The sequence below is a fragment of the bacterium 336/3 genome, assembly GCA_001281695.1.
Taxonomy (GTDB): Bacteria; Bacteroidota; Bacteroidia; order Cytophagales; family Thermonemataceae; genus Raineya.
This window is the reverse complement of the sequence record LJIE01000001.1, coordinates 1884888-1906959: the sequence shown is the minus strand read 5'-3', so window position 1 is coordinate 1906959 and position 22072 is coordinate 1884888. Positions and strand designations below refer to the sequence as shown.

The window sequence follows — 22072 nt, the reverse complement described above, 5'->3', positions numbered from 1 at the left end:
TTTTTGCACCAACTGAACAATCACTCAAAATAGGTGTATATGAAATAGCGGGTGGGGTATTATCAAGAGGCACACCATCAAATTCGTCTGCTCCAATATCTGGAGCTGTTGCTCCTCCATTTACAGAACCTGCAGGTCCTGGTCTACTTTGTCCATCTATGTCAGTAGTAACATTAGTTATAGCTACACCTGCACCTGAAGATTCTAGGTTTGTAGGTGTTAATCCAGTATTGATATGTAAGTCTGTATTTGACACAAAGGGAACAACAGAAGAAAATCCAAAAGAACCATTATCATTCAATCCAGATGTACTTAGAGTGCTTGTATATGCTCTCAAGTTAGTAGCAGGAGATGTAGTTGATGCAGAGAAGTTACTTGCTAAATAAAATCCTGTACCAGCAGTTGTTCCTACTTGAGCTATGCCTTGTGTAGTTGCATCAGTTCCTGAGTAGTAAGCATTATTATTCAATGTTAAATTCATGGCAGATGTTCCACCAGAAGGCAAATAAATACTAACATTGGCTATGGAAGTTGTACCACCAGTGATTGTATTGGAAAATATGTTATTTCTTACATCACAACCTGTTAATCCTGTACCAACTATACAAAGCCCTGCTGATAAGAGCGATGAAGTTGCTGTTCCTGCTCTTAAGCCATATAAATTCACTGAGTTATGATAAATTTTGTGATTTAGACCAGATGTTACTCTAATTCCAAATATACCAAAAGTGGTAGAAAACGCTGCACCACCTGTCATATTACTTTGCAAATCTGTTACTGTATTGTTTTGAAGTGTTATTCCGTTACCTACAGCTATATTAATACCATATACACCAAAAGTACCAGTATTTTGCAAATTCATTTTATTAATAGTATTATTGGCAACAAGAGCATTTGTACCATTCGCTGAGATTGAGCCCAAGTCTAACCCTCTTATAGATGTTCCTAAAAAGGATTCCATATTTCTTATTGTATTTCCTGTAATGGTAGCTTGAGTAAAACCTTGTAGGGTCATACCCATAGAGTAAACACTCGTTGTGCCACCAGAAGTAGCTGGTCCAACAATATTATTAGTTACAGTAAGATTATCACAAATTGATATAGCAGAGCCTTGAATGGCAATACCTCTGGCACATGAATTTACTGTATTATTACTGATTATCAACCCATTAAAAGTTGCTCCAGTGCCAGCAGTTGTTGTTGCAGAAGTTATAGCTGAAGGGGCTGTTGTTTGACTTACTGTTGAAGCACCACCACCAACATAAATACCATACGTATTATTTTCTGTTGCTGTTGTGGAGGTAGCTGCAGCTATATTTCTACCTGATGCACTTCCATTGACAATTAAGTTTCTTATGATATTATTATTTGCAGTTGTTACAATTGTGGTAGCTACAGCAATTCTAATCCCCATAGTAAAAGTAACAGTATTTACTGCTGTATTAATTATAGATAGATTTCGATTTATTCCACTGGTATTTGGATTATCTCCATCAATTGTTACATTATCAGCCCCATTAAGTTCTATTAGACCTCTACCAGTAACAGAGGGTCCACTGATGCTGACACCATCAACAGTGGGTCTTATAAGTACTGATGTGTATGATGCTGAACCTGCACCTGAACTATTTAGTACACAAGATCCTGTTTCTGTCGTGTTTGCTGTAATATCAATCACAATAGTTCCTGTGTGTGTACCTGCATTGATGGCTGTAAAAGCAGCTCCAAGTGTAGTAAATGTTCCAGTGGGTGTACCACCTGTAGCTGTCAGTGATACCTGAGCTTCTGCTCGATTCCATGCCCCCAGCATGGTAATCCAAACAAGTAGCATAGCCGTTCGTAACTTAGCCCACTTGTAGTGTGTGTAGTTTTTGTTCATAAATGAATAAAATAAGTTAAAAAATTATTAAAATGATTGTAACAAGCTATTTAGCTTGAAGAAGATAGGTATAAGTCAAAAAGTGGCGGAAATAAATCTGATCAATATAGTAAACTTTTTCTTAAATAAAAAGTTTAAAAAATATTTTTATTTATTCCTTTTAATATTTTTTGCGAAATTTCGCTAAAAAATATTTTTTCGCTTTTGTTTTTTCAATAAAAATCTTAATTTAGCCTCCAAATCATCCTCAACCATAAAATATGTACGTATATGCAAGCCTATGAAATTAAAGCAAGTGGTGTGTATCAAGAAGTTTTAACCCCTGAAGCCATTGCATTTTTAGCTCATTTACATAAAAAATTTAATTCAACCCGAAAAAGCCTTTTAGAAAAAAGAACACAAAGAGCTTTGGCTATTACTCAAGGAGAATTACCAAACTTTTTAGCAGAAACACAAGACATTAGAAATGGAAATTGGCAAGTAGCTTCTATTCCACAAGATTTGCAAGACCGTAGAGTTGAAATTACTGGTCCTGTCGATAAAAAAATGGTTATCAATGCCCTAAATTCTGGAGCTAAAGTTTTTATGGCTGATTTTGAAGATGCGAACTCTCCTACTTGGGATAACTGCTTGCAAGGTCAGATTAATTTAAGAGATGCTATTTTAAGAAAAATTGACTTCGTAGCTGAAAATGGTAAAGAATATAAATTAAAAGACAAAGTAGCTGTTTTAAAAGTTCGTCCAAGAGGCTGGCATTTGGTAGAGAAGCATTTTTTAGTAGAAAATGAACCTATTTCAGCATCTTTATTCGATTTTGGACTTTTCTTTTTCCATAACGCCAAAACACTTCTTGCCAAAGGTACAGCTCCTTACTTTTATCTTCCAAAAATGGAAAGCCATTTAGAAGCTCGTCTGTGGAACGATGTATTTGTGGAAGCTCAAAACTATTTACACATTCCAGCAGGAACTATCAAGGCTACAGTTCTGATAGAAACTATTTTGGCAGCCTATGAAATGGAGGAAATTATTTATGAATTGAGAGAACATTTGGCAGGGCTTAATGCTGGTCGTTGGGATTATATCTTTAGTACAATTAAAAAGCTACATCATTTGCCTACAGCGTACTTTCCAGATAGAAGTCAGATAACTATGCAGGTAGGTTTTATGCGAGCTTATGCTCAAAAACTTGTAAAAACTTGTCATAAAAGAGGGGCTCATGCAATGGGTGGAATGTCTGCTTTTATTCCAAGCAGAAAGGATGAGGAAGTAAATAAAAATGCTTATGCCAAAGTTCGTTCTGACAAAGAATTAGAAGCTCAAAATGGCTATGATGGTACATGGGTTGCTCACCCCGATTTGGTAGCCATTGCCCAAGAAGCTTTTGATAAGGTTTTAGGACAAGCCCCTCATCAGAAGCATGTGATGAGAAAAGATGTAAATGTTTCTGCTGAAGATTTAAGAAATTTTGCCATTGAAGGTGGAAAAATCACAGAACAGGGACTCAGAGCTAATATTCATGTAGGTATTTTGTATATTGAGTCGTGGCTTTCGGGTGTTGGGGCTGCTGCTTTGTATAATTTGATGGAAGATGCTGCCACTGCCGAAATTTCGAGGGCTCAGGTGTGGCAATGGCTCAAAACTGCTGCAAAACTCGATGATGGTAGAGTTATTGATAAAACTCTTTATGAAACTCTTCTTGCAGAAGAAATAGAAAAATGCAAAGTCTATTTAGGTGCAGAAAGAGTACAAACTGGTAAACTTACTCAAGCCATTGAAATATTCAATAATTTAGCTACACAAGAGCATTTTGAGGAATTTTTGACGATTCCAGCATACGAATTGCTATAAAAAATCTATTTTTGTCATTCCAAGTAGTATTTTTTTATTTGGAATGGCAAAATTATAAAAACTATGAAAAACATTATTTTCGACATGGAAACTAACGACCCTGATGACTATATTACGTTGTTATTGTTGTTGGGGCATCCTGATGTAAATTTAAAAGCTGTTACCATTACTCCAGGTTCAGCCTATCAGGTGGGTTTGGTTGAAAGAACGCTCCAAATATTCCAAAAAGACATTCCTATTGGGGCTTTTAATATTGAACATCCTAAAACCTGTGTTTCGGACTGGCATGAAAATGCTTATGGTAAAATAATGCCTTCCAACAATGCTCAAGAAGGATTTGAAGTGTTGATGAAATACTGTGATGAAAATACCACTCTTATTACAGGGGCTCCACTAAAAAACTTAGGAAAAGCTCTTGATAACCCTGATTTTAAATTAGGCACACTTGTGGCTCAGGGAGGTTTTGCAGGTGAAGGTGTTGTTCCTGCTGAAAAACAATTAGAAAAATTTAAAGGCAGAAAAACCTGCCCTACCTTCAATTTGAATGGAGATATTCCTGCTGCATTTAAAACGCTTGAATCTGCTAAAATTGATATTCGATATTTCGTATCAAAAAATGTCTGTCATGGAGTAGTGTATGATGCTACATTCCATCAAGTCATCTCTCAATTCAAGGATTTATCCATGTCTTTGAGCCTCATTTATAAAGGAATGGAGTATTATCTCAGGAAAAATCCATTGGGTAAAATGCTTCACGACCCACTGGCAGCTTGTTGTGCCTTAGATTTGAGCATTGGAACATGGGCAGAAGTGGAGATTTTCAGAGAAAAAGGAGAATGGGGAGCCAAACTCCAAGAAAACACCAGAACATGGATCATCACAGATTATGACCATGAAAAGTTTGTAGATACTTTTACAAAAACATAAATGCCTCCAAATTGGAGGCATTTATGTTTGTTATTTATATTTTTACTTTACCATCCATAATATTTTTTTATTAATTCAACTAATACACCTCCTGCAACACCTGTACCCACACTCCAAGAACCGTCAAGTGCTTTAGCAAACATTTTTTGAACCCATGTTTTAGCTCCTGTCCCCAATGTTTGTGTCTCGTGATTTGGCTCATCATTATCTATTATTTCTACTAATTCTTGAACATCTGATTTTGGCACATTTGCTTCCTTTAGTTTTTGTATCAATTCATCTTTACTTCCTTTATTAATTTGAATAGAAGCATTGATATTTGCATCATTTCCAGTGTTTACTACCACACCATCGCCTGAATTATTAATAATTGTATGATTCATAATTGTATTTACTTTCTCTTTATTTTCTTTTAAATCTTTAATTTCTACTGTTTGACCAAACTCTTCTGTTATTTTCAACATAAAATCTAAAAGTTTGTTTCTAACTACTGAAAGTATATTATTCACAACAGTTATGGATGTAATAACCTCTAAATGAATCAAATTAAAAGCCCTATTTTCTGGTACTCTTTTTATACTTTGCTCTACTAACTTAACTAGTTGTGGGACTAATAGATTTCTAATAATAGTATCACTTTCTTTACTTAACATGGATTCTAATTCTTGAAGACTTTGGGTAAACCGTATTCTTTTTATTTCTTCCTCAATATCTTTACCCAAACCTGTGAGTATTGGTTGATTTTTAAGATGTGAATTTCCATTTATATAATCACCCTGCAAATATCCATATTTTACTCTATAATCAGGCAGATTTTCCTGTTCATAACCTTGTATCTCATCATTAACCCATTTTAATAATTCACTATTTTGTATTTGACTTGCTAAGACTTTAGCTTTTAAGAAAGGAGAAGTTATTGATTTATTTGTATCAACAAGCTCATTTATTATAGTATTGATTAACTCCATCGTATTAAAATTTACACTCTAGATAGAACACTAAATGTAAAAATAAAATTCCATATCATATTACTTTTACAAAAATATAAATGCCTCCAAATTGGAGGCATTTGCTGTATAAAATCTTATTTTTTAATTCCCATATTCCAGAGGGTAAAAGCCCAAATATCAGCCCATTCGTCTATTTGTTTGGCAATGGGTTTTCCAGCACCATGTCCTGCATCCACATCTATGCGTATGAGTGTAGGGGCTGTGCCTTTTTGGTTGGCTTGCAGATTAGAAATAAACTTATAAGAATGTGCTGGTACCACCCTGTCATCGTGGTCTGCTGTATAAACCAGCGTTGCAGGGTAATTGGCAGGTTTGATACTATGAAGTGGAGAGAATTTAAGTAAATTCTCAAAATCTTCTTTAGAACGCTCTGAAGAACCATATTCTGGCACCCAAGCCCATCCGATTGTAAATTTATGAAAACGGAGCATATCCATTACCCCTACCCCTGGTAGAGCCACTGCAAACAAGTCTGGGCGTTGTGTAAGGCAAGCCCCTACTAATAAACCACCATTGCTACGCCCTGAAATTGCTATTTTCTTAGAAGATGTGTATTTTTCTTTGATTAAATACTCAGCAGCCGAAATAAAATCGTCAAATACATTTTGTTTTTTGAGTCCCATACCATCTTTGTGCCAATCTTCGCCATATTCGCTACCTCCACGCAAATTGGCAACAGCATACACACCACCTGCTTCCAAAAATGGTACCATACGAATATCAAAACTGGGGTTTACACTGATATTAAAACCTCCATAACCATATAAATAAGTAGGATTATCGCCATTGCGTTTCAAACCTTTTTTGTGAGTAAGAAACATATGAACTTGTTTACCATCTTTGCTTTTATAAAACACTTCTTTGGTTTCGTAATCGCTGGCATTAAATTTTACAGCAGGCTGAAAGTATAGTTTAGATTGATTGGTATTCAAGTCATATTCATAAATATTTCCCCCAGAAACAAAAGAATTAAAAGCATAGTATGTCTCTGTATCCTCTTCTCTACCTCCAAAACCACCTACTGTACCCAAAGCAGGCAATTTTACTTCATTCAGTTGCTTTCCAGATTTATCCAAGACATACACTCTGTGGCTTGCATCTTTCATATAAGTAGCAATAAATTTGCCTCCTATGTAACGAATGCCATTTAATACATTTTCAGATTCGCTTATTACAGTTTTCCAGTTTTCTACCTTGGGATTATCTAATGGAATGGCAACTAATCTATACTTGGGTGCTTGGTGGTTTGTAAGCACATAAGCATGATTATCAAGAGTAGTGATTAAGCTATTTTCATTTTCTTGATTATCAATCAGAGGGCGTAAATCACCAAAACCTCCTAATTTTTTGTAATAAATTGCTGTTCCTGCTGTTCCTTTTGGTAGAAACACATACAATAAATTATTTTTTTCACTTACTGAAGCCGAAACGTTTTGAAGTGGATTTTTTCTGTCTGTGTAAATCAATTCGTCTTGGCTTTGAGGTGTGCCTATTTTATGATAATAAAGCTTATGATATTGATTTTTAGCTTCTAATTCTTTTCCTTTTTGAGGAGCGTCATATCTACTGTAGAAAAAGCCATCTTTATACCATGCTATTCCAGAAAACTTCACCCAATCAAGTTTATCTGAAATATTCTGACGAGTATTTAAGTCCATCACATAAATGGTACTCCAATCTGAGCCACCTTTGGAGAGTGAATAAGCAAAATAACGTTTGTCCTCAGAAATACTCCAATTACCTACAGAAACAATACCTTCTGTAGAAAGAGTATTGGGGTCTAAAAGTACTTCTTCTTTACCATCTTTTCCTTTTTTGATATAAAAAACATATTGATTTTGTAATCCATTGTTTTTCTGAATGATATAATAATCCCCTACTTTCGCAGGTGTACCCATTTTTGGGTAGTTCCAAACTTCCTGTAAACGTTTTCGGATTTTATCTCTGAAAGGGATTTTCTCTAAATAACCAAAAGAAACTTTATTCTGTTCTGTTACCCAGTTTTTTACTGCTGTAGAATCAGAAACCTCAAGCCAGCGATAAGGGTCTGCTACTTGCGTTCCATAATATGAATCTGTTTGATTTACTTTTGCAGTTTGAGGGTATTGTAAATTTTGAGCCATCGCACCACTTATCAAAAGTGAAAGAATTGAAGGGATTACTATTTTTTTCATATAAGCATTGTTTGACGTATTTTATGATGTTTTTGTAAAAAATGTTGACTTTTATAAAAATCAAAAATATAGATTTTTTGTTTACCTTTGAGAACTTTATTGCTTTTGGCTATCATTTTATGAAAAAAACCTTGATTTTAGGAGCAACCACTAATACCGATCGATATGCTTATTTAGCAGCTCGTCTGCTTACACAAAAAGGCTATTCTATTGTACCTGTGGGTATTAAAAACGGAGAAGTCTTTGGAGAAAGTATAGAAAAAGACAAAAATAAAATTTTTGAAGATATTGATACAATTACCATGTATGTAGGTGTAGCAAATCAAGCAGAATGGTACGATTATATTCTACAAACCAAACCTAAACGGATTATTTTTAATCCAGGCACAGAAAACCCTGAGCTATACAAGAAAGCCCAAACTGAAGGAATTGAATGCATAGAAGCTTGTACGCTTGTAATGCTTAATACAGGGCAGTATTAGAATAAATACAAGAAAAATATATTTAGTTTAGCATTAACAATTTAGCATTTATTTAATATTTATGAACAAGTTTTTTTTATCAGCGTTTTTATTATTTCCAAGTTTTTTATTTGCTCAGAAGAATGATGAATTAGTGGTGATTTCCACACAATATGGCGAAATGGTATTTGTACTCTACGACCAAACACCCAAACACAAAGCAAATTTCTTAAAACTCATCAAAGAGAAATTCTATGATGATTTGCTTTTTCACAGAGTCATCAAAGATTTTATGATACAAGGTGGCGACCCTAAATCGAAAAACGCTCCAGCAGGACAAATGCTTGGCTCTGGGGGTTTAGACTATAAAGTAGATGCTGAATTTTTGCCGAATTTATTTCATAAAAAAGGTACTTTGGCTGCTGCAAGAGATAACAATCCTCAAAAAGCCTCTAGTAGTTGTCAGTTTTATATTGTACAAGGCAGAGTCTTTTCAGATGATGAACTCAATGCTCTTTCTCAACGCACAAACTTTCCTGAGAAAAATATAACCATTATAGACTATCCTGAAGAACACAGAACCATTTATAAAACTAAAGGTGGTACTCCTCACCTTGACCAAAACTATACAGTATTTGGTGAAATGCTTTCTGGGATGGATGTTTTGGACAAAATAGCAGCAGAAGCTACTGATGGTAACAATAGACCTCTTCAGGACATGAAAATGAAGATTAAAACTGTTATTATGAAAAGAAAAGATATTATAAAAAAATATGGTTATCAATATACTGCCATAGAAAAATCAAAAAAAACTAAGAAAAAGAAATAATTATGCAAATATCTGTGGTCGTTCCAGCTTACAACGAAGCTGAATCGTTACCAGAGCTAACCAACTGGATAGCTCAAGTAATGCAACAAAATAATTTTTCGTATGAAGTAATTGTAATAGATGATGGCAGTACAGACGATACTTGGACAGTTTTAGGGCAAATTTCAGAGAAAAACCCTGCTGTAAAAGGTTTACAATTTAACAGAAATTATGGAAAATCTGCTGCTTTGCATACAGGTTTTCAACAGGCTCAAGGAGATGTAGTCATTACAATGGATGCAGATTTGCAAGATGACCCTGAGGAAATTCCGGCTCTGTATCAGATGATTACACAAGAAAATTTCGATTTGGTTTCGGGTTGGAAGCAAAAACGTCAAGACCCTATTTCTAAAACCATTCCTACAAAGCTTTATAATGCTGTTACTCGTTGGTTTTCAGGCATTCCGCTACACGATTTTAATTGTGGTTTGAAAGCTTACAAACTTCGTGTAGTTAAAAGTGTGGAGGTGTATGGTGAGATGCACCGTTATATTCCCGTTATTGCTAAATCGGTAGGTTTTAAGAAAATTGGTGAGAAAAAAGTTAAACACCACCCACGTAAATATGGTGTTACCAAATTTGGTTGGGAACGGTTCTTATTTGGTTTCTTAGATTTGCTTTCCATTACATTTGTAACCAAGTTCAGAAAACGCCCTATGCACTTTTTTGGAGGTTTAGGAGTACTTTCTTTCTTTTTGGGTATAATGATTACAATGTATGTGATTATTGAAAAGATGATTCATCTGTATCAAAATGAACGTTTTAGAAATATAACCGACCAACCTTTATTTTATTTGGCTCTTGTTGCCATTATAGTGGGCGTACAACTCTTCATGGCAGGTTTTTTGGGAGAAATGATTATCACAAACTCCTCCAAAACACACGAATATGTCGTTTCTAAGAAAATTGGAATATAAAATCAAAAGCCCCAATTAAATTGGGGCTTTTTTTATGAAATAGGTTTAATGTATGAATCCACTTCTATCATGTTGCCTACATTGTACTCAACGAGTCTGTATTGTTTTCTTTGTAGATATTGCAAATGTTTGCCTAAAAAGTCGGCAAAATCCTGACATTCATTGAATAAAAATGGTCCTTGTCCATCTTGGATTTCCATAGAAACTATTTGATACATATTTCCATTTTCGGCAGGATTAAAATCTATACATTTCATATTACCACAGCTATCTTCAGCAAAAGGAAGCCATTTTTTGCTCCACCATACCTGTTGTATATAATTTCCATTCCAATTTCCAAAATCGTGTTCAAGATGGTGTTCTACCCTCCCATCATCAAAAATGCCTTCATCCAAAAGTTTATTCATGCCTCGCCAACGTTTGATAACCTCTAAAATGCTTAACACTTTAAAATTCCCATCAAAATCAAAAGAAAGTGTATTTTGTTTTAGAAATGCTTTATAAGCTGGTTCCAATTCATATTCTAAGATTGTTTCGATTTCTATAATTTGTACATCTGTAGCTTTTTCAATTTGGTTGCCTTCAAAATATTCAGGCGTTTCGTTTTTATAGAATTTGTGTATTTCTGTTAGATTTTCAAGTGTTTGAGTTACATTTCTATCAAGATATAATTGCCAAAAACCTATTTTTTGAGCTTCAAGAATCATTTCATAAATATACGCCCAATCTTGAATAGGAATATTTTGTAAAATATTTTCTGTTACTTGTTTTTTAGAATCAGGCAAATTATCCCAAAATTCTTGAGGCAATTGAATTTCTTCGTTTGTAGTTTCTATGATTTGATTTTTATAAAAATATGCTTTTTTAAGAATTGGATAAAAATTTTGATATAAAAATGGAGGGTTATCCCAAGAATGTACTGTATCTGTACTTTTATTTGTGAAGGTAAAATCTACATATTCAGGTTTTTCAATTATTCCACTCAAGCAATAATCATTTGTTTTTGAGATTTTTATTTCCCAAGATGACCAAGCATCTTTATTTTTTACTTCAGTAATGAATTGTAATCCTTTTAAAAAACCTGCTTCTTCTGCATTGTTAAGAGCTGATAGTAGGTTGTTGATTTGATAGTGTTCTTCTGTTTCAAAATGAATAGTTTTTAGCAAATCTTGTATAATTGCTTGCTCTTGATGTAACAATCTATTAAGATGGTAATAAAATTGGGTTTTATCTTCAGTATATTTTTCTAACTTTTTCAGTCCTGAGTATAGTTTTTTTATCTTTTCTGTGTCTTGAATCTTCTCCAATACACCTGAAAAGTCATTTTTATATTCCAAAACAATCTCTGTAATATTTGGTGGATAAATTTTTATTTCAAAAAAACCATAATCATCACCAACTGAACGATGTGAAACAAATGAAGCATCCATATTTGATTTTACTTTATTTTGTTCAATATCGAAATAAAATAAAAAAGCCCCAAATAAATTGGGGCTTTTGATTTATCCTAAATAAGGTTTCAAAGCTTTGCTTCGAGAAGTATGTCTAAGTCTTCGAATGGCTTTTTCTTTAATTTGTCTTACTCTTTCACGAGTCAGGTTGAATTTCTCACCAATTTCCTCAAGTGTCAAGGCACTTTCACCATTCAAACCAAAATAAAGGGTTACCACATCTGCTTCTCTTTGTGTGAGTGTAGATAAAGCTCTTTGAATTTCTTTACGCAATGAGTCGCTGATAAGTCCTGTATCAGGGCTTTCTTCACCATCATTTTCAAGTACATCCAATAGACTATTTTCTTCACCTTGCACAAAAGGAGCATCCATAGATACATGACGACCAGAGATTTTGAGTGTATCCACTACCTCAGAAGTTGTAACTTCCAAAACTTCTGCTAATTCATCTGGAGAAGGCTCACGTTCAAATTTCTGCTCTAGTTCAGAGAAAGTTTTTGAGATTTTGTTCAAAGAACCTACTCTGTTGAGTGGTAAACGAACGATACGAGACTGTTCAGCTAATGCCTGTAAGATAGACTGACGAATCCACCAAACAGCATAGGAAATAAACTTAAATCCTCTTGTTTCATCAAAACGTTGAGCAGCTTTAATCAACCCCAAATTTCCTTCATTGATTAAGTCGCCAAGTGAAAGACCTTGATTTTGGTATTGTTTAGCAACAGAAACCACGAAACGAAGGTTTGCTTTCGTTAGTTTTTCTAAGGCATATTTGTCTCCCTCACGTATGCGTTTAGCAAGTTCCACTTCTTCATCAGGTGTGAGCAAATCTACTTTACCTATTTCTTGGAGGTATTTATCCAAAGATTGGCTCTCGCGATTAGTAATTTGCTTGCTAATTTTTAGCTGTCTCATGCTATAATTTGTTTTTTATTGTATATTAAAAAAATACAAAAGGGTATAATCACCTTCTGTACAACAAAAGCCTTATCTACAAAGTTTCAAAACTGCAAAGAAAGTAAGAAAAAAACTCATAACCAATTTTTTGTCTTTTTTATTTTGAGTACTCTTTAGTGAGTTCCTCTAAACTAATTTTTTCTTCATAAATTGCTTTCCCAATAATTGCACCTTCTAAGCCATTTTTTTGTAAATCATCAAGATCTTGCATACAAGATACTCCACCACTGGCAATTAAGTGTATATCAGGGAATTTTTTAAGTATTTTCTGATACAATTCTAAAGATGTTCCTTGTAAAAGTCCATCTTTACTAATATCTGTACAAATTACATACCTAATTCCTTTGGCTAGATATTTTTCTAAAAAATCGAAAATATGAAGCTCAGAAGTTTCTTCCCAGCCTCCAACAGCTATTTTTTCATTTTTAACATCTGCTCCTAGAATAATTTTTTCAGAACCATAACGCTCAATCCAAGATTCAAATAAATCAGGATTTTTTACTGCAATACTTCCACCAGTAATTTGCTTTGCTCCAGCATCAAATACTTTTTGGATGTCTTCATTGGACTGTACACCTCCACCAAAATCAATTTTGAGGGAAGTTTGGGAAGCAATTTGCTCTAAAACTTTATAATTTACTACTTTTTTTTGTTTTGCTCCATCTAAATCTACAAGATGAAGATATTGTAAACCTGCATTTTCAAATGATTTGGCTACTTCTACAGGATTTTCATTATAAATTTTCTTTTGGGAATAATCGCCTTGTGTAAGACGAACACATTTCCCATCAATGATGTCAATGGCTGGTATAAAACGCACTATGTTTATTATTTGGTATAAAAAAGGTTAAGAGTGATAAACTGATACTTCAATTTACCACTCTAATTATTTTGAAAGAAATACTATTTGGCTACAATTAAACCTCTGATTTCAGAAATTTTAACATGAATTTTTTCAAAGGTTTCTTTAGAGATTTCAACTTTTTTAAGAGTTTTCATCATCATTTTTTCATTAATTTCATCAGAGCTTTGTACTTCGGCAATATCCAATACATCAGCATCAGAAGTAGCTCCTGTTTCTATTTTTACCTCTTCAAAAGCTGTTTGTAAATCTTTGAGTTTCTTCATTAATTCTTGAGTTTCTTTGTTTTGGTCTAATTTACCTACTACACCTATCAAATTATTTAATGAAATTTTTTGACCACCAATTCTCCAAAGAACCAATTTATATTTTTCGTCTTTATCAAAATTTGGAATGTTTTTGAGTAGATTTGTTCCTAAATACAAGCCTTCTACCCAACTACCAATCAAAATTTGACTAGAAATATCTTTTCTTTCATTTTTACTCAAATAACTATCAATAGCAAAATAACCTTCACGAGCAATAGAAAGCAAAGAATCTCTGTTTTCAAGATTACCTTCAAATTTGCTTACCAAAGATTTGGTTTCGTTGTCAAGAATATTGAGTTGGTCTGAAAGTTTTTTAACAGTTTTTAAGTAATTTAAGCCTTCTTGAGATTTTAAATACAGTGAGTTATAACCTAAATCAACCATATAAATCCCTAAATTGAGAGCTGTTTTTTGGGAAGTACTCAAGTAGGCACTGGCGTTATCAGGACTATTTAAAAATTTCCCATTATAATCGAGCTTTGCTTGATTGATATGTGTGATAAAGTCTACAGGAGAAGGCAAATCTGCTGTAACTTTCTGAATATCAGAAACTATATCAGAGCTATCTTTTTTGGTGTTTTCTTTTTTAGCAGTAGTGTCTACTGTTTTTACTTCGCCTGAATTCGATTCGCAAGCAAATAAAGAGCCTATAAGTACAAGAGCTATGTATGTATGTTTCATTACTAATAGAGAGTAGTTTGTTAGTGTTCCAAAAATAAGAAAAAAACGAAAAAAACAAATAAGACATTAAAATATTTATCACTTTTTTATATTACCATCCTACCGGATAATAGGCTTTATCTCCGTTTTCATATACTCCTTCCAAATATAAGCCTTCATTATTTTTATCAGCTTCTTGAGTAATAGCAAGTACATGAGAAGCTGATTGAATAGTTATTCTTTTACCATTTTGAGAAATATGAGTAATAATAAAACCTTTTTGAACACCTATTTCTGCAAGCTTTCCTCTCCCAATCTTCAAAACTTTAGCCCCACCTTTCAAATTTAGATATTCTTTTTCTTCATCAGATACATTGTTGAGTTCGGCTCCCATTGCCTGTACACTTTGATTATCTGCTTTTTGGATAATCTCGAGTGTTCCTTTCGGATTTTTGAGTAAAATTTGGGTTTTCTTTTCTACATTTTCACGTTTATATAATACATCTACTTTATCCCCTGGGCGTTTAGAAGCTACAATAGCTTGTAATTCTGATTTAGAATTGACTCTTTTGCCATCAATCTCAATGATTATATCACCTTTTGTGATACCTGCTTCAGCTGCTCCACCATTAGAGGTCACTTTTGCAATATATACGCCCTCAATAACATCCAATTTTTTCTCTTTTGCTACTTCTGCATTGACATCTACAATCTCAATACCCATTAATGCTCTTTGAACCTCTCCGTATAACTTTAAATCATCTATTACTTTCTTTACTAAATTGGATGGTACAGCAAACGAATACCCTTGAAATGTACCCGTTTCGCTGGCAATAGCAGTATTAATACCTATCAATTCACCTTTTAGATTTACCAAAGCCCCTCCGCTATTCCCTGGATTTACAGACGCATCTGTTTGTAAAAATGCTTCTACCTGTAGATTATCTTTATCTTGAATGAGATTAATATTTCTTGATTTTGCACTAATAATACCTGCTGTAACTGTAGAATTGAGTTCAAATGGATTACCTACTGCCAAAACCCACTCACCTACACGGACATTGTCAGAATTGGCATATTTTAGAAATGGTAGATGATTTTCTTCTATTTTGAGTAAAGCTAAATCTGTTGAAGGGTCTGTACCTACCAATTTGGCTTCATAGCTTCTTTTATCATAAAGTGTTACTTCTATAAGTTCAGTATTTTCAATTACATGGTTATTGGTTACAATATAACCATTTTCAGAGATGATTACACCAGAGCCTGAAGAAGAGCGTGGTGTCCAACTTTTTCCATGAAACTGCCTAAACATATCTTCTACAGGGTCACCACTTCTAGAAGTAGTTCGTTTGGTATAAGAAGTTTTGATATGCACCACTGTTGGAATAGCCTGCTCTGAAGAATAAATAAAATTCATCCCTTCTGGAACAACTACGGCTGTATCTTTATAATGATATGAAACCTTTGGTGGAGCTATATTATTTTTCAGGAAAAATAAACGAAACCCCAACAAAGTGAGTATAGAACTTGATATTGCAGCCAATATAATGGCTATAAAGAATTGTTTTTTAGGAATCATGGAAGTACACTTTACTTCACCTCAATACTGTACTTTAATACAATAAAAAGTACAAGAAATAAAACTTTAGCCAAATATAATAAATTTATTGAATAAAACTTAGCTTGATAGCAATTATTTTGCATGATATGCCTTTAATAGAATTTGTTTTTAGATTTTTGATTTATCCAAATATGTTTTACCTTTACAAATGCTACTTTGTTAAACAGTTTTTTATTAAAATCAGCCTAAAATATGAGCACTAAAACCATTCGTAATATTGCAGAATTAAACCCTCAAATGCCCAAAGGTGTTGTGAGTAAATTAGAAGACTTTGCTACCAATATCAGTATCATTGCCAAAGATAATCTCATGGCTATTTATCTTTATGGTTCTGTTACTCATAAAATTTTTAATAGTCCACAAGCCTCTATTAGTATTTTATTGGTGTTGAAAAGTGCCAAAGTAGATGATATAGAAAATATTTCACCCATTTTATACAAAGCAAAAAAAGATTTTAATTTAGATAGTAATATTATTACAAAAGAAGAAACCAAAACTTCTGCTGATGTCTTTCCAATTGAGTTTACGGATATGAAAGTCAAGAAGTTTTTGATTATGGGTGAAGATGTTTTCAAGAATGTGTATATTTCAATGGAAGACTTACGCCGTTCTTGCGAATTAGAGCTCAAAAGAAGAGTTTTGAGTTTACGCCGTTTTTTTGTGCTCAATTTAAGACAACCCAAGCTTTTGATAGAGAATCTTACAGAAGATTTACCTGCATTTTTGATGCAAATAGATACCGTTTTATATTTGAAAGCAGGCCACTTTGCTACTTCTACAGAAGAGCTTTTCAAAGAGGTGTATAAAGAGTTTCGCATACAAAATGCAACACTTAAAAAAGTATATGAAATTAGTAAAAAAGGTTCCGAAGCTCCATCTGATCTATTAGAAATCATAGATTTGTACAATGATTATTTGTCTGTGGTAACCAAAGTTGCTCATCTGATTGACGGCTTAGAAGTCTATAAAAACTAATAAATTAGTAAACACATGCTTATTAACCTTTTGAAAACTTTAAAAAACCTTAATAACATTGAATTTATGAATAATTCTCGTAAAAAAGTCGTTGTTCTTTCAGGAGCTGGCATTAGTGCCGAAAGCGGGATTGCAACCTTTAGAGATTCTAATGGTTTGTGGGAAGGACATGATGTTATGGAAGTGGCAAGCCCTATGGGTTGGCAGAAAAATCCTTCTTTGGTTTTAGAATTTTACAATCAGCGTAGAAAACAAGCTCTTACAGCAGAACCTAATGAAGGTCACAAAGCCTTAGCTAATTTAGAAAAACATTTTGATGTTACCATTATTACACAAAATGTAGATAATCTGCACGAAAAAGCAGGCTCAACAAATATCATTCATTTACATGGTGAGCTTTTTAAGGCTCGGAGTACAACTGACCCGAACCTTGTTTATGATATGAAAAGTTGGGAGCTTAATCTTGGAGACAAATGTGAGAAAGGCTCACAACTTCGTCCACATATCGTTTGGTTTTACGAAGATGTACCTCTCATGGAAACGGCTGTTTATGAAGCTGTTGCTGCTGATATTTTCATTGTGGTAGGTACTTCGATGGTGGTATATCCTGCTGCTGGTTTGATAGATTACATCAATAAAGAAGTGCCTAAATATATTGTGGATGTAAAAATCCCTCAAATTCAAACACACAAATACCACAACTTAAATCTCATTGAAGACAAAGCCAGTACAGGACTTACACGTCTTTCTGAAGAACTTATTGAGAAATTTGCTCTATAAAAAACTTACTATCAATTATCTATTTTCTGATTTTTATAAAATGAAAAAACTTTTTTTTAGCAGTATTCTGATATTATTATGTACTTGTTTTGCTTGTGAAAAACCCAAAGACTCAGAAGAAAAAACTGATACTTTAAAAACAAATAGTAATAATCAAACCAACACTCCTGCCGTTAAAGCTCCAGATTTTAATGCTGACTCAGCTTTTGTGTTTGTTGAACGTCAAGTAGCTTTTGGGCCTCGTATTCCAAACTCCAAAGCTCATGAAGACTGTGCCAATTATTTGGTACAAACGCTTCAGAAATTAGGAGCTACCACAGAAGTACAAAACTTTGATGCCACTTCTTTTGATAAAAAAGTATGGAAAGGAAAAAACATTATTGGAAGTATTAATCCACAAGCAACCAAACGTATTTTGTTGGCTGCACATTGGGATAGCAGACGCTTTTCTGATAAGGATAAAGATACAACAGTTTACAAAAAACCTATAGATGGAGCTGATGATGGAGGAAGTGGAGTAGCCGTAATTTTAGAGATACTTAGAACTATCCAAGCATCTCCCACTAAACCTACAGTAGGCGTGGATGTTATTTTATTCGATCTGGAAGATGACGGGACACCAGAAGGCTATGAACCTCAAGATAATGAAAGCAGTACATGGTGTTATGGCTCTAAATATTGGTCTAAAAACAAACATAAAACAAATTACTCTGCTTATTTTGGGATACTTTTTGATATGGTAGGTGCAAAAGGAGCTACTTTTTACCACGAACCATTTTCTTTAGAATACGCTCAAAGCGTTACAGAAGAAGTTTGGAGAACAGCAGGACAATTAGGCTATGGAAATATTTTCATTAACCGAAAAGCTAATATTGGTTCTGGTGGCATCATGGATGACCATTTTTATGTAAACAGAGATGCAAAAATTCCGATGGTGGACATTATCAATTATGGTTCAGGTTTTGGAGCTCATCATCATACACAAGCCGATAATATCAAAGTTATAGATAAAACTGTTCTTAAAGCCGTAGGACAAACAGCCTTACAAGTTTTGTATCAACAAACTGCACAATGATTTTCAAGAAAAAAGATCAAGAAAATGTAAAAGGCTATGCTAAATATTCTGGCATAGCCTTTCAGATGATTGTAAGCATTGGGCTTGCTGTTTGGCTTGGTATGTATCTGGATGAACGTCAGAAGCTTTCTCAACCATGGTGGACGCTCGGACTCACCACCATGACTGTCATTGCTGTGATGATTTCAATTATTAAAGATTTTTTACCTAAAAAGTAAAAACTATGTTCAAATATCTTGTTGTCTTTTTAGTTCTCAGTGTAAAATTACAAGCACAAGATAGTCTTTTCGTAAAAGTACATTTTTTGTATGGCTCAAAACCCCAAAAAGCTTACAAAAAAACACAATCTAAATGGTTTGGAGGCAAACTTGGTGGACATGTAGGCATTGAGCTAGATAGCAATCAAATTTTGAATTTTATTCCAAAAGGTAAATTTCATATCATCGCCCACAAAAAAAATCGCCATAGTACTTATACCACCCACAATTTTGAAGATTTTTATAGTATTATGGGTGGAAATTGGCAAGAAAATAAAAAACTTATCATCAAAATTCCTATTTCTCAGAAGCAAAAAGAGCATTTTTTGTGTATTCAAAAGAATTATTTAACCCAAACTCCTTACGATTATGCTTTCTTGGGTATACGTTGTGGAGCTGCTGCCCACGATATTTTAGGACAATTGGGCATTTTGAAACATTTTTCGTACAGAGGCACTATTTTTAAGGTGTTTTATCCCAAAATTGTTCGTAGAAAACTTCTCAAAAAAGCTCAAAAACAAGGCTGGCAAATACAGAAACAAGAAGGCACAAAAGAGAGAAAATGGGAAATGGATTGAGGAAAATTGTATACAAGTAAAAGATTGGGTTTATGAAAATTTATATTTTTCTATTGATTATGAGTTATATTTCTTCTTGTGCATGGATAGAGAAAGCTCCAAATCTTAAAGTTTTATACAATCCTAAAGATACGTCTGTTTTTACTAATGATTTAAACTACTACATTGAGTATGTAAAAATTGATAGCAAAGTTTTATTATATGAATCTTTATTAGTAAAAAAAGACACATTTAAAGTTTTTTCAGATTTAAACGATTATCTAAAGCCAATCAATTTACGTCATGTAGCTAAATATAAAGATGATCATAAACAAATTTATGTTCAGGTAAGAAGCAGATATTATGATGATATTATTGTTTTTGAATCTGACCCTAGTATTAAAAGGTTAGATTCTACTATAATATTTGTACGAGAAAAAAGAGAATAATGAAAAATATAATTCAAATTTTTCATTTTAAAAAACAAGGAATCAAAATATAAGTACCTTCCTTGATAATTTCTAAATTTTCTATATTGTTAATGGTACTTATATTTACTCCTGTTTCACTTTGAAAATTCATATTATAAAGAGCCTCATAACTAATATCCAATTTTTTAGCTATTGATTTTAAATCCTCTCCTTTTTTCAATTGATAAATTTGATACCTTTCTTCATAACATCCATATTCTTTTCGATAATTAATAAAAAATTCAGAGAGCCTTTTAACAACTGGGTCTTTTAGAGATTCATTATCAACTTTTATTTGAAATATTTTACCCTCCGTTTTAATCAATAATCCTTTGCCACTATAATAAGGACAAGACGAACATTTTTCACTTTTTGTATTAGGTGGAAATGGATATTTTTGTCCTAATTTTTTAATAGTAGCATAATCTAATTTTTCTAAGAATTTAACAAAATCTTTATATTTTTCTATGGAAGCCTCATATTTAACTTTATTATCATATATTTGAACATAAGACAAATATTTCATACTTTTAAAATTATTCCAAATTATAACACATTTAATAGTTTCATAAGATAGAATACTACTATTTTCACTTATGGATATAGTGTATCCAGTAGTAATTTGCCCTTGAATCTTTAAACTAATACATAACAATACAATAACAACTATGAACTTCATGTTTATACATTTTTTAGCATTTCCTACAAACAAAAAAGCCCTTTTCAGGGCTTTTTTAACTAATTAGGGTTTCTACGTATTCTTTGAGTGGCTCAATTTGGATGCGTTCCAAAATTTCACCAGCGAAAGCTTTTAAAAGCAATTTTTTCGCTTCTTTTTCGCTAATACCTCTGGCTCTCATATAAAACAAAGCTGTTTCATCGAGTTTGCCCGTAGTAGCTCCATGAGAACATTTTACATCATCAGCCCAAATTTCTAATTGTGGCTTTGTGTAAATACTTGCATTTTCACTTAAAAGTACATTTCTGTTTTGCTGATAAGCATTTGTTTTTTGAGCGTCTTGCCTTACATAAATTTTTCCATTGAACACGCCTGTCGAATTTCCATCAAAAAGCCCTTTGTAAAGCTCATTGCTGTACGAATTGGGTTTTCTGTGGTCAGCAAGGGTATGGTGGTCAAAATGGCTTTTTTCGCCCAAGTACGAAAGTCCATTCATGTACGTTTCGCAATGTTCACCATCAATTTGTACATTTAGGTTATTACGAACCAAAGCACCTTTCAGTGAAATGGTCGTCATTGCAAAACGGCTGTAAGTGCTTTGGTGTACTTGTGTGGTATCTACTCTGTACACTTGGGCTTCTTCATTCTGAATTTTATAACAGTCTAAAAACGCATTTTGAGCTACAAAAATCTCTGATACTTCACTCACAAAAGAAGTTTTATCACCTTTTGTTTGATAAATCTGAGCAATTTTCGCCTCACTTCCACTCTCCGAAACAATGATATTTCTTACTAAAATGGCTTTATTATGTGTTTGACTATCTGTTAAATGAAACACTACAACTGGTTTGTCCAATTGTGTATTTTTAGGAATACGAATGTAAATTCCTTCTTGGGCGTATGTAGCATTCAGAGCATTGAAATAATCATTTTCGGTGCTTGCAACACTTGAAAACAAATTATCCAGTTTGCCTGCTTTTTCTGCCTCCAAAAAAGAAAGAATTTCTATATTCTGAGGTATATTCGAGTATTTAGCATAAAAAACACCATCTACACATACAATTTTATAAGCCTCCTCTAAACCATCAATAGACATACTTTTTAAAGCATTTTCATCTATTTCTAAAGAAAAACTTGTTGTAAATTCTTCTTTATGAAGGTTTTTAAGATTGGTATATTTCCACTCTTCGTGTTTAGTAGTGGGCAGGCTCAAACTTTCTAAGTGTTGAAGAGCTGTTTGCCTTGCATTTTTTGTATATTCGGTGGTATGAGGTGCTACGCTAGAAAATATATATTTGAAATCTTTGTCTGTATCCGTCATAATATCAAAATTGTA

General features: G+C 33.3%; 20 protein-coding genes. 11 read left to right on the top strand and 9 right to left on the bottom strand.

All coding sequences use genetic code 11. The annotated features are described in order from the left end of the window. Positions 1–2149 precede the first annotated feature (2149 nt). Together AD998_08870 and AD998_08865 are read left to right on the top strand one after the other, a co-directional pair. The gene (locus AD998_08870; protein ID KOY86242.1) at positions 2150–3727 is read left to right on the top strand and encodes a malate synthase; all 1578 of its coding nucleotides are present in this window, start codon (positions 2150–2152) and stop codon (positions 3725–3727) included. A gap of 63 nt (positions 3728–3790) precedes the next feature. Continuing rightward, positions 3791–4654, top strand: coding sequence for a hypothetical protein (locus tag AD998_08865; protein KOY86241.1), 864 nt, complete (start codon positions 3791–3793; stop codon positions 4652–4654). A gap of 47 nt (positions 4655–4701) precedes the next feature. On the opposite strand, the gene AD998_08860 is transcribed toward AD998_08865, so the two are convergent. Both AD998_08860 and AD998_08855 read right to left on the bottom strand, forming a co-directional pair. Next, positions 4702–5622, bottom strand: coding sequence for a hypothetical protein (locus AD998_08860; protein ID KOY86240.1), 921 nt, complete (start codon positions 5620–5622; stop codon positions 4702–4704). 116 nt (positions 5623–5738) lie between these two features. After that, positions 5739–7838, bottom strand: a complete 2100-nt coding sequence (locus AD998_08855; GenBank protein ID KOY86239.1) for a prolyl endopeptidase — start codon at positions 7836–7838, stop codon at positions 5739–5741. A gap of 119 nt (positions 7839–7957) precedes the next feature. On the opposite strand from AD998_08855, the gene AD998_08850 reads away from it, so the two are divergent. The 3 genes from AD998_08850 to AD998_08840 all read left to right on the top strand — a co-directional run bounded on the left by AD998_08850 (position 7958) and on the right by AD998_08840 (position 10084). After that, complete coding sequence (locus AD998_08850; GenBank protein KOY88123.1) at positions 7958–8320, top strand: CoA-binding protein; 363 nt, start codon at positions 7958–7960, stop codon at positions 8318–8320. Positions 8321–8381: 61 nt separating this feature from the next. Continuing rightward, entirely contained in the window at positions 8382–9128 is a 747-nt protein-coding gene (locus AD998_08845) for a hypothetical protein (GenBank protein ID KOY86238.1), read from the top strand. A 2-nt stretch (positions 9129–9130) separates the two neighbouring features. Then, a complete protein-coding gene (locus AD998_08840; protein KOY86237.1) occupies positions 9131–10084 on the top strand; it encodes a glycosyl transferase family 2 in 954 nt (317 codons plus the stop codon). A gap of 32 nt (positions 10085–10116) precedes the next feature. Here the strand turns inward: AD998_08840 and AD998_08835 are convergent, their stop codons facing one another. From AD998_08835 to AD998_08815, 5 genes are all read right to left on the bottom strand, one after another. Beyond that, a complete protein-coding gene (locus AD998_08835) occupies positions 10117–11514 on the bottom strand; it encodes a hypothetical protein (GenBank protein ID KOY86236.1) in 1398 nt (465 codons plus the stop codon). A gap of 72 nt (positions 11515–11586) precedes the next feature. After that, on the bottom strand, positions 11587–12450 hold the full coding sequence (locus AD998_08830; protein KOY86235.1) for an RNA polymerase subunit sigma: 864 nt from the start codon (positions 12448–12450) through the stop codon (positions 11587–11589). 139 nt (positions 12451–12589) lie between these two features. Next, positions 12590–13315 (bottom strand): 1-(5-phosphoribosyl)-5-[(5-phosphoribosylamino)methylideneamino] imidazole-4-carboxamide isomerase, encoded by a 726-nt coding sequence (locus tag AD998_08825; GenBank protein ID KOY86234.1) that lies wholly within the window; start codon positions 13313–13315, stop codon positions 12590–12592. Positions 13316–13395: 80 nt separating this feature from the next. Next, the gene (locus tag AD998_08820; GenBank protein KOY86233.1) at positions 13396–14343 is read right to left on the bottom strand and encodes a hypothetical protein; all 948 of its coding nucleotides are present in this window, start codon (positions 14341–14343) and stop codon (positions 13396–13398) included. 91 nt (positions 14344–14434) lie between these two features. Beyond that, entirely contained in the window at positions 14435–15898 is a 1464-nt protein-coding gene (locus AD998_08815; GenBank protein KOY88122.1) for a hypothetical protein, read from the bottom strand. Positions 15899–16330: 432 nt separating this feature from the next. Between AD998_08815 and AD998_08810 the strand changes: the two genes are divergently transcribed. The 6 genes from AD998_08810 (at position 16331) to AD998_08785 (ending at position 20036) form a co-directional block, all read left to right on the top strand. After that, complete coding sequence (locus tag AD998_08810; GenBank protein ID KOY86232.1) at positions 16331–16918, top strand: hypothetical protein; 588 nt, start codon at positions 16331–16333, stop codon at positions 16916–16918. Between the two features lie 66 nt (positions 16919–16984). After that, positions 16985–17698 (top strand): NAD-dependent deacetylase, encoded by a 714-nt coding sequence (locus tag AD998_08805; GenBank protein ID KOY88121.1) that lies wholly within the window; start codon positions 16985–16987, stop codon positions 17696–17698. Positions 17699–17738: 40 nt separating this feature from the next. Then, positions 17739–18773, top strand: a complete 1035-nt coding sequence (locus AD998_08800; protein KOY88120.1) for a hypothetical protein — start codon at positions 17739–17741, stop codon at positions 18771–18773. Next, positions 18770–18991, top strand: a complete 222-nt coding sequence (locus AD998_08795; protein ID KOY86231.1) for a hypothetical protein — start codon at positions 18770–18772, stop codon at positions 18989–18991. The genes AD998_08800 and AD998_08795 overlap by 4 nt, the downstream gene beginning before the upstream one ends. A 5-nt stretch (positions 18992–18996) precedes the next feature. After that, positions 18997–19608 (top strand): hypothetical protein, encoded by a 612-nt coding sequence (locus AD998_08790; GenBank protein KOY86230.1) that lies wholly within the window; start codon positions 18997–18999, stop codon positions 19606–19608. Between the two features lie 32 nt (positions 19609–19640). Then, the gene (locus AD998_08785) at positions 19641–20036 is read left to right on the top strand and encodes a hypothetical protein (GenBank protein KOY86229.1); all 396 of its coding nucleotides are present in this window, start codon (positions 19641–19643) and stop codon (positions 20034–20036) included. Between the two features lie 22 nt (positions 20037–20058). Here the strand turns inward: AD998_08785 and AD998_08780 are convergent, their stop codons facing one another. After that, complete coding sequence (locus AD998_08780) at positions 20059–20736, bottom strand: hypothetical protein (protein KOY86228.1); 678 nt, start codon at positions 20734–20736, stop codon at positions 20059–20061. A 55-nt stretch (positions 20737–20791) separates the two neighbouring features. Continuing rightward, positions 20792–22027 (bottom strand): hypothetical protein, encoded by a 1236-nt coding sequence (locus tag AD998_08775; GenBank protein ID KOY88119.1) that lies wholly within the window; start codon positions 22025–22027, stop codon positions 20792–20794. Positions 22028–22072: the final 45 nt, after the last annotated feature.

Coding starts and splice junctions, on each gene's coding strand:
- AD998_08870 (KOY86242.1), top strand. CDS start 2,150: ATGCAAGCCTATGAAATTAAAGCAAGTGGTGTGTATCAAGAAGTTTTA.
- AD998_08865 (KOY86241.1), top strand. CDS start 3,791: ATGAAAAACATTATTTTCGACATGGAAACTAACGACCCTGATGACTAT.
- AD998_08860 (KOY86240.1), bottom strand. CDS start 5,622: ATGGAGTTAATCAATACTATAATAAATGAGCTTGTTGATACAAATAAA.
- AD998_08855 (KOY86239.1), bottom strand. CDS start 7,838: ATGAAAAAAATAGTAATCCCTTCAATTCTTTCACTTTTGATAAGTGGT.
- AD998_08850 (KOY88123.1), top strand. CDS start 7,958: ATGAAAAAAACCTTGATTTTAGGAGCAACCACTAATACCGATCGATAT.
- AD998_08845 (KOY86238.1), top strand. CDS start 8,382: ATGAACAAGTTTTTTTTATCAGCGTTTTTATTATTTCCAAGTTTTTTA.
- AD998_08840 (KOY86237.1), top strand. CDS start 9,131: ATGCAAATATCTGTGGTCGTTCCAGCTTACAACGAAGCTGAATCGTTA.
- AD998_08835 (KOY86236.1), bottom strand. CDS start 11,514: ATGGATGCTTCATTTGTTTCACATCGTTCAGTTGGTGATGATTATGGT.
- AD998_08830 (KOY86235.1), bottom strand. CDS start 12,450: ATGAGACAGCTAAAAATTAGCAAGCAAATTACTAATCGCGAGAGCCAA.
- AD998_08820 (KOY86233.1), bottom strand. CDS start 14,343: ATGAAACATACATACATAGCTCTTGTACTTATAGGCTCTTTATTTGCT.
- AD998_08805 (KOY88121.1), top strand. CDS start 16,985: ATGAATAATTCTCGTAAAAAAGTCGTTGTTCTTTCAGGAGCTGGCATT.
- AD998_08800 (KOY88120.1), top strand. CDS start 17,739: ATGAAAAAACTTTTTTTTAGCAGTATTCTGATATTATTATGTACTTGT.
- AD998_08795 (KOY86231.1), top strand. CDS start 18,770: ATGATTTTCAAGAAAAAAGATCAAGAAAATGTAAAAGGCTATGCTAAA.
- AD998_08790 (KOY86230.1), top strand. CDS start 18,997: ATGTTCAAATATCTTGTTGTCTTTTTAGTTCTCAGTGTAAAATTACAA.
- AD998_08785 (KOY86229.1), top strand. CDS start 19,641: ATGAAAATTTATATTTTTCTATTGATTATGAGTTATATTTCTTCTTGT.
- AD998_08780 (KOY86228.1), bottom strand. CDS start 20,736: ATGAAGTTCATAGTTGTTATTGTATTGTTATGTATTAGTTTAAAGATT.